Origin of the sequence: Gracilibacillus lacisalsi DSM 19029 (genome assembly GCF_000377765.1) — a bacterium.
Lineage (GTDB): Bacteria > Bacillota > Bacilli > Bacillales > Amphibacillaceae > Gracilibacillus > Gracilibacillus lacisalsi.
Genome location: NZ_KB898664.1, coordinates 209,489 through 223,741, shown reverse-complemented (window position 1 = coordinate 223,741; position 14,253 = coordinate 209,489). Strand labels below are relative to the sequence as shown.

17 protein-coding genes are annotated in these 14,253 nt (G+C 36.6%); 9 read left to right on the top strand and 8 right to left on the bottom strand.

The features are described 5' to 3' along the window. Positions 1-19 precede the first annotated feature (19 nt). Together yqeH and D569_RS0106100 are read right to left on the bottom strand one after the other, a co-directional pair. A complete protein-coding gene (gene yqeH, locus D569_RS0106105; RefSeq protein WP_018931522.1) occupies positions 20-1,120 on the bottom strand; it encodes a ribosome biogenesis GTPase YqeH in 1,101 nt (366 codons plus the stop codon). Further along, positions 1,120-1,638: a YqeG family HAD IIIA-type phosphatase gene (locus tag D569_RS0106100; protein WP_018931521.1), complete on the bottom strand. Its 519-nt coding sequence runs from the start codon at positions 1,636-1,638 to the stop codon at positions 1,120-1,122. Before D569_RS0106100 ends, yqeH begins: the two co-directional genes overlap by 1 nt. A 375-nt stretch (positions 1,639-2,013) precedes the next feature. Here D569_RS0106100 and sda point away from each other — a divergent pair, with 375 nt between their 5' ends. From sda to sigK, 8 genes are all read left to right on the top strand, one after another. After that, on the top strand, positions 2,014-2,154 hold the full coding sequence (gene sda, locus D569_RS22605) for a sporulation histidine kinase inhibitor Sda (RefSeq protein ID WP_018931519.1): 141 nt from the start codon (positions 2,014-2,016) through the stop codon (positions 2,152-2,154). A gap of 391 nt (positions 2,155-2,545) precedes the next feature. After that, the gene (locus D569_RS0106085; RefSeq protein WP_018931518.1) at positions 2,546-4,882 is read left to right on the top strand and encodes a Na+/H+ antiporter subunit A; all 2,337 of its coding nucleotides are present in this window, start codon (positions 2,546-2,548) and stop codon (positions 4,880-4,882) included. Further along, a complete protein-coding gene (locus D569_RS0106080) occupies positions 4,883-5,221 on the top strand; it encodes a Na(+)/H(+) antiporter subunit C (RefSeq protein WP_018931517.1) in 339 nt (112 codons plus the stop codon). Continuing rightward, complete coding sequence (locus tag D569_RS0106075) at positions 5,217-6,698, top strand: Na+/H+ antiporter subunit D (RefSeq protein WP_026287235.1); 1,482 nt, start codon at positions 5,217-5,219, stop codon at positions 6,696-6,698. Before D569_RS0106080 ends, D569_RS0106075 begins: the two co-directional genes overlap by 5 nt. A 6-nt stretch (positions 6,699-6,704) precedes the next feature. Then, on the top strand, positions 6,705-7,181 hold the full coding sequence (locus D569_RS0106070; RefSeq protein ID WP_018931515.1) for a Na+/H+ antiporter subunit E: 477 nt from the start codon (positions 6,705-6,707) through the stop codon (positions 7,179-7,181). Further along, positions 7,178-7,468: a Na(+)/H(+) antiporter subunit F1 gene (locus D569_RS0106065; RefSeq protein WP_018931514.1), complete on the top strand. Its 291-nt coding sequence runs from the start codon at positions 7,178-7,180 to the stop codon at positions 7,466-7,468. Before D569_RS0106070 ends, D569_RS0106065 begins: the two co-directional genes overlap by 4 nt. Beyond that, positions 7,449-7,817 (top strand): monovalent cation/H(+) antiporter subunit G, encoded by a 369-nt coding sequence (gene mnhG / locus D569_RS0106060; RefSeq protein ID WP_018931513.1) that lies wholly within the window; start codon positions 7,449-7,451, stop codon positions 7,815-7,817. Before D569_RS0106065 ends, mnhG begins: the two co-directional genes overlap by 20 nt. Before the next feature lie 188 nt (positions 7,818-8,005). Continuing rightward, the gene (sigK, locus tag D569_RS0106055) at positions 8,006-8,704 is read left to right on the top strand and encodes an RNA polymerase sporulation sigma factor SigK (protein ID WP_018931512.1); all 699 of its coding nucleotides are present in this window, start codon (positions 8,006-8,008) and stop codon (positions 8,702-8,704) included. An 18-nt stretch (positions 8,705-8,722) separates the two neighbouring features. On the opposite strand, the gene mtnN is transcribed toward sigK, so the two are convergent. Together mtnN and D569_RS22600 are read right to left on the bottom strand one after the other, a co-directional pair. Beyond that, a complete protein-coding gene (gene mtnN / locus D569_RS0106050) occupies positions 8,723-9,421 on the bottom strand; it encodes a 5'-methylthioadenosine/S-adenosylhomocysteine nucleosidase (RefSeq protein WP_018931511.1) in 699 nt (232 codons plus the stop codon). Between the two features lie 11 nt (positions 9,422-9,432). Then, on the bottom strand, positions 9,433-10,155 hold the full coding sequence (locus D569_RS22600) for a YrrS family protein (RefSeq protein ID WP_018931510.1): 723 nt from the start codon (positions 10,153-10,155) through the stop codon (positions 9,433-9,435). A 168-nt stretch (positions 10,156-10,323) separates the two neighbouring features. Between D569_RS22600 and D569_RS0106040 the strand changes: the two genes are divergently transcribed. Further along, positions 10,324-10,551, top strand: coding sequence for a KTSC domain-containing protein (locus D569_RS0106040; RefSeq protein WP_018931509.1), 228 nt, complete (start codon positions 10,324-10,326; stop codon positions 10,549-10,551). A 103-nt stretch (positions 10,552-10,654) separates the two neighbouring features. Here D569_RS0106040 and greA read toward each other — a convergent pair whose 3' ends face one another. The 4 genes from greA to mltG all read right to left on the bottom strand — a co-directional run bounded on the left by greA (position 10,655) and on the right by mltG (position 13,861). Then, positions 10,655-11,131, bottom strand: a complete 477-nt coding sequence (gene greA / locus D569_RS0106035; protein WP_018931508.1) for a transcription elongation factor GreA — start codon at positions 11,129-11,131, stop codon at positions 10,655-10,657. Positions 11,132-11,352: 221 nt separating this feature from the next. Then, positions 11,353-11,982: a uridine kinase gene (gene udk / locus D569_RS0106030; protein ID WP_018931507.1), complete on the bottom strand. Its 630-nt coding sequence runs from the start codon at positions 11,980-11,982 to the stop codon at positions 11,353-11,355. A 17-nt stretch (positions 11,983-11,999) separates the two neighbouring features. After that, positions 12,000-12,638 carry an O-methyltransferase gene (locus tag D569_RS0106025; RefSeq protein ID WP_018931506.1) on the bottom strand — a complete coding sequence of 213 codons (639 nt, stop codon included), beginning with the start codon at positions 12,636-12,638 and terminating at the stop codon, positions 12,000-12,002. A gap of 59 nt (positions 12,639-12,697) precedes the next feature. Further along, entirely contained in the window at positions 12,698-13,861 is a 1,164-nt protein-coding gene (gene mltG / locus D569_RS0106020) for an endolytic transglycosylase MltG (RefSeq protein WP_018931505.1), read from the bottom strand. Positions 13,862-14,253: the final 392 nt, after the last annotated feature.

The window sequence follows — 14,253 nt, the reverse complement described above, 5'->3', positions numbered from 1 at the left end:
CACCTGATAAGTTTTACTACTAAATTAAAGCAGGACGTAATGAGATCTGCACCCCTTTCGGTACATGAACCGAAACGGTTATGCCTCCTTCAGGTACAGTAATCCAACCAAGACCTGGTATGACGATATCTGTTTTATCTTTTGGGATTTTTACACTTTGTTTCTCTAAAGGCGGCAGCTGTTCAAGTGTCTCTGGACTAGGTGGTTCTAATAAATCCCCGACATGCTTATCATAAAAATCATCTGCATGTTCGAGTTTCGTACGGTGAATCATCAGTTGATTCGAGAAGTAACAAACAAAGGATTGTTTAAGTCCTTTTTCAAAATCAAAGCGAGCAAAACCACCGAAAAAGAGCGTTTGCTTGTCTTGTAGCTGATATATTTTTGGCTTAATTTCCTTCTTAGGTGTAATCACTTTTAAATCTTTATCTGTAACATAGTGGACAAGTTGTTTGCGATTGACAACACCGGGTGTATCGTACATGTTAGATTTTCTATCCAATGGAATTTGAATAAACCCTAACGTAGTCCCCGGAAAATAGGAAGTAGTGATCGCATCTTTTATTCCACTAGATCGTTTAATTAATTGGTTAATAAAAGTAGACTTACCAACATTCGTACAACCGACCACATAGACATCTTTTTCGTTTCTTCTCGCTTCGATTTCTTCTTCTACCTTATCAAAGCCTTGACCTTTTGCCGCTGACACTAGAAAGATATCCTGTACTTTCAAACCATAATCGCTAGCAGTTTTCTTCATCCATTGAATCAATTTGTTTTTATTTGTCGATTTTGGTAATAAGTCTACCTTGTTTCCAATAAGTATGATTGGATTATTTCCGGTCAAACGCTGTAATCCTGTAATAAAACTGCCATTAAAATCAAAAATATCAACAATCTTAACAACTAAACTATTGGTATCACTTATTTGATTAATCATTCTTAAATAATCATCATCAGTATATTCCACATCTTGCACTTCATTATAATGCTTCAAACGGAAGCAGCGCTGACAAATAATCTGTTCATTTTCTAACGCACTCTTTGGCACATAGCCTGATTTCGATTTATCTTCCGTTTGAATTTCGGCTCCACAGCCTTCACAAAAAATCTTCTCCATCATTTTTCCTCCCACGTGATCATGCCTTTTCTACGCATCCAGTTTAATATTCGACGTTCAATCATTCGGTTAAATCTAGTTATCTTTCCGTCCGTCTCGACAATCGGTACTACTAAAATCGTGTGATACCCTGCAAAATTCCCTCCTAGAACATCAGTCAAAAGCTGATCTCCGATTACGACAATTTCTTCTTTAGGTAACCCCATTTGTTTGGCTGTCCGATTAAATGCACGGACGAGTGGTTTTCTCGCGCTATATACATATGGTGCTTCTAACGGCTCAGAGAATACACTGACTCGCTCTTCATCATTGTTGGAAATAATTGTTACTTTTATATCGTTTTCTTTCATCTCTTTAAACCACTCAATTACTTCAGGTGTTGCATCTTTCACATTCCATGCAACTAATGTATTATCTAAATCAGTGATCACACCTTTAATTCCCATATCACGAAGTTTCGCTGGGGTTATATCTAAAACACGTTGTACATGTTCATTTGGTAAAAAATTTTTCAGCAATTAGGTCCACCTCTACTATTTTCTTCAGAATATACATATCTTTTCCTATCATAAACAATTTTCTCATTATGTTCAAAGATATCTCCTACAAAGTCGAAAGTATATCATATATTATGACAAAATGTCTTATATTTATAGGAAAATCGAACTGTATTCGTAAAATCGTTCGACATTTTCTTACAAAAGTTTTTCTTGTGGATAACTTTGTTCACATCATCCACACTTGTCCTATCAAGTTCTAAGATAGTTTCCCACCTTTTATACACAAGTTATAAACAGGTGTATGTAGATAAGTTAGCAGTTGTTCGTTTTCCTATTTCATGCTACATTAACTATAACATGTAGCAGACATCCTATCTATTGGAGGGACAAGCCTTGGAAAACTTATCGGATGAATTGCTAATTGAATCCTATAAAAAAGCTACAGAACTTAGACTCAGTTATGAATTTATACAGTTAATGGAAGAAGAGATGAGACGACGTTCCTTAATGGACTATCTCAAATTCCCGAATTAAATAAGAATGGATTCTCACTTAGGCGGTATTTCCGACTAAGTGTTTTTTTATTTCTCAATCCCCTTAGTAGAAAAAAATTTTTTTGGCATAATATAAATAGGAAATTTCTCGTCAAAATTACTTTATCAACACCGATGATAAGAACTCCTCTCTTGTATTCTTTGATATTTTTAGATTAGAATATAATAGGATACCATCAAAATTAACTTACATATTGATAAAGTGATACTTCCATCTACGGAATTTTGTTCTCCACTGATGGTTAGCGACACTTTTCAGGAAGGTTAGTGTCCGTTATTCTTCACTTCATTTCATTGACATACTTACTTGAATTACCGGATTACGGACAGTTAGCGCCGAGATAAATTTTCATAAGGGGGATCATCATTAGATGTTATTTGCAGTATTTTTGCCAGTTTTGCTGGCGATTTTTATCCCATTCTTTAGCAAATGGAAGGAAAAAATTCATACTGGCTATTTTGTCCTTTTAGCTCCATTAGCAGTATTTATTTATTTCGTTCCACACGTAGGGAATGACTTTTCACCAGTTAGTCAATCGTACAACTGGATCCCGTCTCTCAATATTGGATTAGATTTTTATTTGGATGGGTTAAGTTTATTGTTTGTCTTATTGATTAGTGGAATTGGAACATTAGTCACATTTTATTCCATTTTTTATTTACACAAATCAGAAAGATTGGATCAATTTTACGTTTATCTCCTGCTTTTTATGACTGCCATGTTTGGGGTTGTCCTATCAGATAACGTATTTGTTCTCTATTCATTTTGGGAACTTACCTCGATTTCATCATTCCTGTTAATTGGTTATTGGAATTATAGAGAAGGATCTCGATATGGTGCCTTGAAATCCATGCTTATTACCGTGTTTGGTGGTTTAAGTATGCTTGGTGGTTTTATCCTGTTATCTATTATAACCGAAACAACAAGTATTCAAGCAATGATGGAACAAGCAGATGTAATTCTATCTAGCGAATATTTTGGCTTAATTTTAGCGCTAGTATTATTAGGGGCTTTTACAAAGTCTGCTCAATTTCCTTTTCACATTTGGTTACCAGATGCAATGGAAGCACCAACTCCAGTAAGTGCGTATTTGCACTCTGCCACAATGGTTAAGGCGGGGATATTCCTTGTAGCTCGATTTACACCAATCTTTTCAGGTAGTGATTGGTTTTTCGTATTTGTCAGTGGAATCGGAATCCTGACGCTTGTCTGGGGTTCATATATGGCTGTTCGGCAAACAGATCTAAAGGGAATACTTGCTTTTTCTACGATCAGTCAGTTGGGTATGATTATGTCGATGCTAGGATTTGGCACAAGTGTAGCGATATTTGCTGCTGTATTCCATATTCTAAACCACGCTACATTTAAAGGTAGCTTATTTATGATTGCAGGTATCGTCGATCATGAAACAGGTACTCGTGATATTCGCCGTTTAGGGGGATTGGCTACTTTAATGCCTATTTCTGCCACCTTAGCGTTTTTTGGGACATTCTCAATGGCAGGTGTGCCGTTACCATTCCTAAATGGGTTTTACAGTAAAGAAATGTTTTTCGATGCATCATTAGAGATACATGAATCATCAATCGCTTTTGCCAATGTATTAGCTCAAGCGATTCCCTATTTAGCTGTGTTCGGCAGTATTTTTACATTTGTATATTCCATGTATCTTGTCTTTGGAACATTTATGGGGGAGAAGAAGTTAGATCAGCTTAAGATGAAGCCACATGAAGCACCAATTGGTATGCTTGTTTCACCAATTATTTTAGTATTAGGAGTTGTTATCATTGGAATCTTCCCTAATCTGGTGAATAGCACTTTCCTTGCTCATACCGCAGAAGCGATTTATGGTCAGCCTATGAAAGCAAAGCATGTTGAATTCTGGCATGGTTGGATAACTCCACTTTACATGTCATTAATTGTAGTAGGTGTTGGTGCCGTACTTGCTTTCACGAGAAAATCTTGGAATAGCATTTACAGCTTCTTCCCTGGCAAATTAAGCTTCAACAAAGTCTATGACTTTTTAGTAGATCAGTCAGAGAAGGCATCTGCTAAAATTACTAATCTGTATATGACTGGTTCACTGCGTCTTTATATGGCACTGATTTTAGTTGCTATTTTAGTGTGCAGCTTCGGGGTGCTATGGATTACAGATGGATTTGCTTTCGATACAACTGGACTTGCTGAAATTACAGTACATGAAATATTAATTGCCTTAACAATGGCTGTTGCTGCTATCTGTACGATCTTTACAAGAAACAAAATTGCAGCGATTCTAATATTAGGTGTTGTCGGATACGGTTTAGCCTTATTATTTGTGGTATACCGGGCGCCAGATCTTGCGTTAACACAATTAGTGGTAGAGACCATTACCGTTGCATTATTCCTGTTATGTTTCTATCATTTACCGAATTTACGTGAACGAACAGAAAAAGCATCACAAAAATTAATTAATATTGTAATCTCTGTAGCTTTCGGTACTTTGATGACAGTAGTAGCAATCTCTGCTCATAGTACAAAGCTATTTGATAAGATTTCAGATTATTTCTTAGAAACCTCTTATAAACTGGGAGGTGGGGATAACGTCGTCAACGTTATCTTAGTCGATATGCGTGGCATTGATACCTTATTTGAAATAGTAGTATTAGGAATTGCTGCGTTTGCTATTTACGGATTAATTAAATTACGCAACAAGAAGGAGGCAGAATAAATGGAACTAATCATGTCGATTCTTGCAGGCGTATTGTTCACAGCAGGTGTTTATAACTTGCTACAGAAACAAATGCTTCGAATAATTATAGGGACTGCACTAATTTCACACGGTGCACACTTGTTTATATTAACAATGGGGGAACTAAAAACAGGTGCTCCCCCTATCCTCGATTACGATATCGAACATTATGCAGATCCATTACCACAGGCACTGATTCTGACTTCCATTGTAATCAGTTTCGGTGTAACAAGTCTTTTATTAGTACTTGCGTATAGAGCGTCTAAAGAGAATGGAACAGACAATATGGAAAAATTGAGGGGTAACGAAAATGATTAGTAACTTAGCAGCTTTACCAATTGTCATACCGTTGATTGCTGGTGTACTTGCCGCACTGTTTCATAAAAAGTTGAAAATAGTGCGTGTATATGCTCAAGTGCTTACATTGATCAATACGGGTGTAGTTGCGTATATTTTATTTTATGTTCATCAAAACGGATCTGTTATATTAGAATCTGGGGACTGGATGGCACCATTTGGAATTGTTTTAGTTGCAGATATGTTATCCATGACGCTAGTATTAACTACTAATATTGTCGCAATTGCATGTATCTTCTATGCACCTCAATCACTTAGTCAAAAACAGGAAGAATTTTATTTCTACACGTTTTACTTCCTTTTGATTTCCGGTGTATCTGGTGCGTTTATTACAGGTGACTTGTTTAACCTATTCGTGTTCTTTGAAGTGTTATTAATGGCTTCTTATGGCTTGATTGTTTTAGGTGGGGAAAAAGTACAGTTACGGGAATCGATGAAATATGTGTTGATTAACCTATTTTCATCGATGTTGTTTGTTACAACGATCGCATTCTTATATTCCGTAGTCGGAACAGTAAATATGGCACAAATAGCAGAGCGTGTTGGAGAAGTTGAACAGACTGGTATTCTGACTACGATCGGTATCTTATTATTCTTTGTATTTGGTACAAAGGCCGCTCTCTTCCCGCTTTATTACTGGTTACCAAGACCCTATATTGCACCGAATCCGGTAATCTCTGCCCTTTTTGGTGCCCTATTGACTAAAGTCGGGATTTATTCGCTTTTACGTGTATTTTCCTTAATATTTGTACATGAGCGTGATGTAACACACGAATTCTTTATTTGGATTGCAGCCCTCACCTTGATTTTCGGTTCGATAGGTGCATTATCAACCAACAATATTAAACTTGTTGTTGCCTATAACATCATTCCTGCTGTCGGGTTTATGCTCGTCGGTATCGGAGTGTATAACAGTACCGGATTTAGTGGGACTGTATATTATTTAGTACATGATATGATCATCAAAGCAGCGCTATTTTTATTAGTTGGTGCCATAGCATACCTTGCTGGTACTAGTGATTTAAGAAAAATACGGGGATTAATCCATCATTACCCACTGCTCGGCTGGATGTTCTTTATTTCCGCCTTTGTACTAGCAGGAATCCCACCATTTAGCGGATTTGTCGGAAAACTTGTTTTATTACAAGGTGCAATGGAAGCGGACAGAATTATCATTGCAATCATTGGTCTTGGATCAAGCCTGTTGATCTTGCTATCTGTAATTCGGATATTTGTTCGTGGTTTTTGGGGAGAGAAAGACGAATCGATTACCCCTAATAGAAACGCAGCAAGAGGATTTATCATGCCTGTAGTATTTCTGCTCTTTTTCTCGGTAATACTCGGAGTTGGTGCAGAATGGTTTTACCCAAGCATTGAATCAATCGGGGACTACTTGATGAATCCAGAAAACTATATTGAATCTATTTTAAAGGAGTAAATCATTATGCCTCTTCAAATAATCTTAAATTTAGTTATCGCGATCATGTGGATGTTTTTGGGTGAGACATATACATTTGTATCATTCCTGACTGGGTATATAATTGGGGCATTACTGTTATTTATGTTAAGAAGGTTTATTCCAGATGCGTTTTACTTGGAGCGCGTCTGGAAAATGATTAAACTGGTGTTCCTCTTTATAAAAGAGCTATTGATATCTAATATTGACATATTAAAGTGGGTATACAAGCCACATAAGGATTATAAGCCTGGTATTTTTGCTTTACCTACTGATTTAAAAAGCAACTGGGAAATTACGATGTTAACCTCATTAATCTCGCTCACTCCAGGAACACTTTCAGTAGCTGTTTCTAAGAATAATGATACCATCTATATTCATGCAATGGATATAGATGATAACGAAACAGCAATTGAAGCTATAAAAACAACATTTGAAAAAGCGATTATGGAGGTGACAAGATGAATGATATCATCAATATGATTACAATTGTTTGTATGATTGTCATCACCATATCGATTTCCTTACTTTTATATCGCGTGGTCAAGGGACCTACTAACCCAGACAGAGCTGTCGCATTGGATGCAATTGGGATTAACTTGATGGGAATGGCTGGTCTCGTTGCGATTTTACTTGGCACTACACGTTTAAATGATGTTATCTTATTAATTGGCGTCTTATTATTCATCGGAACGATTGCGTTAGCAAAATATTTAGAAAAGGGTGTTATCATTGACAGGGACGACGATTGAATTCATCATGCAAATCATTATTATCTTATTTCTTGTGATCGGAACATTTTTCGTGTTATCGGCTTCTATTGGTGTCATTCGCTTCCCGGATGTATACACCCGTCTGCACGCCTCCACTAAGGCGGCAACATTAGGGATTTCCGGTATTATGATCGGTGCGTTTATCTTTCTATATGTCGAGCACGGGATTGTAAGTGGGAAGTTAATACTAGGAATTATTTTTATTTTGCTTACAGCTCCTGTATCTGCTCATATGATCGGACGTGCAGCACATACAACTGGTGTGAAGCCTTGGTCACATGATGGCAATACAAGAGACGCCTATGCAGATTCTTTTAAAGATGAATAATATATTTTTAGCCTTGTAATCCGTTGAGGATCACAAGGCTTTTTATATAGGTTTTATGATGGACAAAAAACTCACTCCGTTATAAAAATCAACTAAAATTATAACTTGACCATATGACACAATGGACAAACGTTCGGCATAAGATGAAATATGGGCGAATACCTACTGTCTGTCTAGGAGGTGTCATATTGTCAATATTGTTCGGGATTTTGGCGATTATTAAAGAAGCTTTATTTTTCGTTGCCTATGTAAAAAACAATACCTTTCCACAACCACTACCTGCAGATGAAGAAGCAGAGATGATTAAAAAAATGCAGGAAGGCGATGAAAATGCTCGCAACAAACTAATTGAACACAACTTAAGATTAGTAGCACATATTGTCAAGAAATTTGAAAATACCGGAGAAGATGCTGAAGACTTAATTTCGATTGGCACCATTGGCCTTATTAAAGGCATAGAGAGCTATTCCAGTGGCAAAGGGACTAAATTAGCCACATATGCCGCAAGATGTATCGAAAACGAAATTCTCATGCATTTAAGAGCAATGAAAAAGACAAAAAAAGATGTATCATTACAAGACCCGATTGGTCAAGACAAAGAAGGAAATGAAATCAGTCTGATTGATATTTTAGAAGCGGAGAACGAAGATATTACCGAAGCGATTCAATTGCATATGGAGTTAAAAAAGATTCAAAAATACTTACGGGTGTTAGATAAACGGGAAAAAGAAGTGATAATTGACCGTTTTGGATTAGGAAAGACAGATGAATTAACACAAAGAGAAATTGCCAAAAAATTAAATATCTCGCGCAGTTATGTGTCTCGTATTGAAAAAAGAGCTTTGATGAAAGTGTTTCATGAGTATTACCGCAATGAACTGAAATAGCTGTCGAAGTTTCGACAGCTATTTCTTATTCGTATTTCTAACAACATCAATAATTATTTTCGCTGCATTTGTCGCTGCTTTTTCAAGGAAGGAATCAAATGATACCGAAGAATTTTTCCCAGCTATATCTGATAGTGCTCGAATAATAACAAATGGTCTGGAGTACTGGTAGCATACCTGTGCAATCGCTGCTGCTTCCATTTCTGCTGCAATCATTTCTGGGAATTTTTCACGAACGAATTGAACTTTCTTTTCGTCTTGCATAAATGCATCTCCCGTACTGATTAAGCCTTTCATTGCTTCTATTCCATCTAATTGTTTGGCGGCGAGCATAGCTTTTTCGATTAATATTGGATTTGCTTGAAATAATGCAGGTAAGCCCGGAACTTGGCCATACTCATAATCAAATGCAGTTACATCTACATCATGATGTACTACCTCCGTCGATATGACAATATCCCCTACTTCTAGGTCATGATGAAACCCACCTGCTGATCCAGTGTTAATCACATAGTCAGGCTGATATCTTTCAAATAAAATAGTCGTAGCAATCGCAGCATTCACTTTGCCAATACCTGATTTTAATAATACTACGTCTTTGCCTTCTAATTTACCGACAAAGAAATCACTATTGGCAATTCTTTCTGTTCCTGTTATCTCCATTTTTTCCTTAAGTAGTTCTACTTCTTCATCCATTGCGCCAATGATACCTATCATGTTTCATCCTCCTACTCTGTACTTGTTCCTTCTTCCTCTGTTCCATCTTCATTATCATTCGAATTGCCGTTGTGTTTATTTTCAATTAGTTCTTCCACTAAGAGTGGTTGCCATCCTTGTTCTTCCACCCATTGCATTGTCACACGGTACGTTTCAGACTGATTTGATCTAGGTGAAACAGTTGCTTCTACCCTCTGATCCCCAGCTCGGCCAAACCACCAGGTAACCTGTTCATCTGTCGGAATACTTGTAGCTACTTCCACAGCTTTCATCATTTCCTGCCAGTCAACCGTTTCTTTCTCAAATGTTGTCGTATGAGGCTCTTCTTGTTCCGTACCAATTGGCTCCCAATTTCCTTCATATGCATAACTAACATTTTCATCATCTGATTCTACTTCATTAAGCTGAACACTTTCATTATTTTGTTCCTTCTCCTCTTCTTCTGTTTCATTCTCTTCTACTTCCAATTCTTCCTCTTCCACTTCCAATTCATCCTGGTCTTCTGCTAATGTATGTTCATCTGGATCCTCACCTTGGATCTCTTCTGTATCATTATTTTCTTCATCATCATTGGCTACTGGTGCGTCTTGATCACCTCCACCAAAAACAATAAGTGAAATGATCACAATAACTAAGACTCCACCAACAATACTTAACCATGTAATAGCTTTTGTGTTGGTTCTTTTTTTCTCAAACCTATCTTTTCTTGTAATTCTTCCAAATTCATCCGCCATTTTTCCACCCTCCCAATCGTAATTATACTAAAGATTATTTTCTTTCACCATGACAAGCCCTATTTTTAGGAAAATCGATCGATTTTTTTCTTTTTTTGTCATACTTGCAGGAGTTTGTCCATAGATATGGAATATAATAAATGAAAGAAAAAGTAAGGAGCGTGTGCTATGTTGAGAACGACTACGTTTGATCGCAATTTATGGCAACTAACTACCTTTGAATCAATTAGCTATGATAAAGAGAACCAGGTCTTATTTATTCATTTTCTCGATGACACCACGCTGCAATTCTGTTCTGTTACGGAAGAGCTTGTCTTTCAATTTATACTCGCTAAGAACAAAGAATATTTCATTGAAAAAGAACTTAAACCGTTATTAATTTCTTCTAACATTTAATGCGTGTTAACCTAGGAGCGATAAACTAGCTTCATACCACTATATTATTCATTAATGAAAAATGGATGTCTATTTTTAACAGACATCCATTTTTATTACTAACTTACTGTACACTAATTATTTTTACGTTCATATCACCAGCTGGGGTCGGTACCACCACTTCTTCTCCAATGGAGTGACCTAATAAACTTTTGGCGATAGGAGAATCATTGGAAATCTTTCCTTCGAAAGGATCTGCTTCTGCACTACCAACGATAGTGTAGCTCTCTTCTTCACCATCAGGCAATTCCTGAAATGTGATGGTTCTACCCAATGATACAACATCAGGGTTTGCATCTTCATCCTTAATAATAACTGCATTTCGAATCATATTTTCTACTTGTACAATTCGAGATTCAACGAAAGCTTGTTCATCCTTAGCTGCATCATACTCTGAGTTCTCGGATAAATCACCGAAATCTCTGGCAATTTTGATGCGTTCTACAACTTCTTGTCTTCGTTCTGTTTTTAAATATTCCAATTCTTCTTCTAATTTTTTCAAACCATCTTCTGTCATGTAAAACTCTTTTTCTTCTGGCATGATCCTACACTCCTTCAATCTACTGCTTTGAATCAGTTTATGCAAATACCCTTTACATTGTATGATATCTGCTTAAAAAAGAACACTCTTTTACAGCATTTAACATTATGTAAATGCTTTATTTACTAACCACTACTATCTCAAATTTTTTCATTTTTTTCAATAGTTTTATTTATAGTATTTAAGAAAAGCGCAGAGCGCCTGATTGGAACGTTGGGTTTTTATTCAAGCTCTAATATCTTTTCGATTTTTGTTGCTAATAAATCAATTGCAACCACGTTTTGTCCACCTTCAGGAATAATGACATCTGCATATCGTTTAGTGGGTTCAATAAATTGTAAATGTGCAGGACGTACGGTTTGGATATATTGATTAATCACAGAGTCAATCGATCTTCCTCGTTCATTAATATCCCGTAATAAGCGACGAATAATACGTAAATCTGCATCTGTATCAACAAAAACCTTTATATCCATTAATTCCATCAACTTAGGGTCATCGAGAATTAATATCCCCTCAATAATAATAACATCTTTTGGTTCAATTGGAATCACATCGTCAGATCTAGTATGGATCGTGTAATCATATACCGGCTTTTCTACTGGCTGATGCTCTAATAACTTCTTAATATGTTCAATTAAGAGATCATTATCAAAAGCTAACGGATGATCATAGTTTGTTTGCAGTCGTTCTTCCATTGGAATATCTGACTGATCCTTATAATAATAATCTTGCTCAATCACAAGCACGGATTGATCTGTAAAACGATTTTGAATAGCTTTTGTTACAGAGGTTTTCCCTGATCCCGACCCACCTGCAACTCCGATTATAACTGGTTTTTTCTTACTCATGTTGTGCACCTCTACTTTTACTTTTTCACACTGATTGCCACACCATCTCCAACCGGCAAAATAGTAGTATGATAAGCCGGATGCTGCAATAACCATTGATTATACTGATCTATTTTATTTGCAAGCTTTTGTAACCTTTTCGGCGCTTCTTCAGGAGTTACAACCCATCCTTTAAAAAGGACGTTATCAGTCACAATCATGCCTTTATCAGCAAGTGTTTGTTCATATTTTTCGAAAAAGTGGCGATATTGCCCTTTTGCTGCATCGATAAAAATCATTTGAAATGGTCCTTTTGCTGCAACTTTTTCATCTACCTCTAAAGCATCCCCAAAAATAACATCAATATGTTCCTCTTGATTCTGCGCATGGATATTTTTTACCGCCCGATCATACATTTCCTGGTTTCTTTCGATCGAGACTATTTGGGCATCAGATTTTGCTTCTAACATTCTTAAAGCAGAGTACCCGATTGCAGTGCCAATTTCAAGTATTTTGGTTGGCTGATGGAGACGAATTAATTGTTGGATGAAAGCAATTCCTTGTTTATCCATTATCGGTACATGATTTTGCTCCGCTTCTTCCTCTAATTGGTAACCCCAACCAGTTTGGTTTGGCGTTATTGTATCCAGATATTTGATTACATCTGTATGATTCATTTTTTGTCATTCCCTTCTAAAACAAGGTAAAAAGCAGGGGCAGTTACCCCCTGCTTTTGCTATTCCTCGTTATGAATATACTTATCTTCCAGGTTTTGATGTTCTTCATACGTAGTGGAATAATGTACGTTTCCATCTGAATCTGCTAAGAAGTATAAGTAGTTATTTTCTTCAGGATCAAGCACTGCAGATAAAGAGCTTTCCCCGAAGTTAGCAATTGGACCAACTGGTAATCCTTGTACTTGATACGTATTATATGGTGAATCTATTTCATAATGATCATACGTTAATCTTGAAATATGCTCCCCATGGGCATAGATAACTGTTGGGTCTGTTTGTAATTTCATACCTTCGTTCAATCGATTATTAAACACACCCGCAATCTCTCTTCGATCTTCTTCTGATGGTGCTTCTTCCTCTACTAAAGATGAGAAAGTAATCACTTCATGGATGGAGAGATCTGATGCATCTATCTGGTCATAGTATGCAACAACAACGTCATTGGTTTTATTGAGCATTTGGGTAATGATATCATCGATAGTAGGTTCATCCGTATAAAATTCATATGTCGCCGGGAATAAATATCCTTCTAATGGATAAACAATATCTTCTGCTAAGATCTCTTCGGTTAATACATTTGGATATTGTTCGATCAAACCTTCGATATACGACTGATCTGTCATTTTTTCTAAAAATTCTTCACTGTCGATACCTGCATGTTCCTGATAGATGGATGCAATTTCTTCAATATTTCTACCTTCCGGTACTGTAACACGTAATTGTGCTTCTTGCTGAAGCGATCCTGTTCCTAGGGCTTCTGTCACTTCTGCTAACGTCATAGAAGGTGACAAACTGTAATCCCCTGCTTGAAAATCAGCAGCATTATTAAATTTAACGTAAAAACGATAGATCAAACTATTGGTGATAATGCCTTCATCTTCCAATATATTAGCAATATCTGAGCTTGATGATCCTAATGGTATCGTAACATTGACCGTTTCATCACTGTCCGGATCAACTGGTGATAAACCTTTTTTTACGTACTTATAACCGCTAAAGCCACCAATTATGATAATCGCTGTTAACACGATAAATACAATTAAGATAATTTTTCGTGCAACACTAGCTTCTTTCGCCCGTTCTTGAGAAATTTCTTTATATGTAAGTTTCTTTTTAGACTTGTTGTTTTTCTCTTCTTTTTCTTTACTTTTATCATTACTCATATAGGTCTCCCCTTTCACCCGATATATTATACTACAAATTTTGCAAAAGGGAAACATTAGGGAAAAAAGGGAGTAATAAATATCACTACATTGGATCTGACCTGAAGATCCACTTTGTCGAATGGTTTTGACTCGAAAAAAGCTAGCTGAAGGGGCAAAACCCACAGAAAGAAAAGTGGACAGCCGGAGTCGAGGTTATCCGGTTGATGCACCAATTTTATTCTTTCTTTCCAAACGAGAAAAGGCTTAGTGCACCCGTTAAACTTTAGAATCAACTGAGAAAAGCCCGTTTCACGAGGAAAACAGCCAAATTAAACTGTAAGATTTCCGTGTAAAGGTTAATTAACAAGGAAATCTATCCATGCAAATCAACAGTTTTCCGCGTAAGAAGT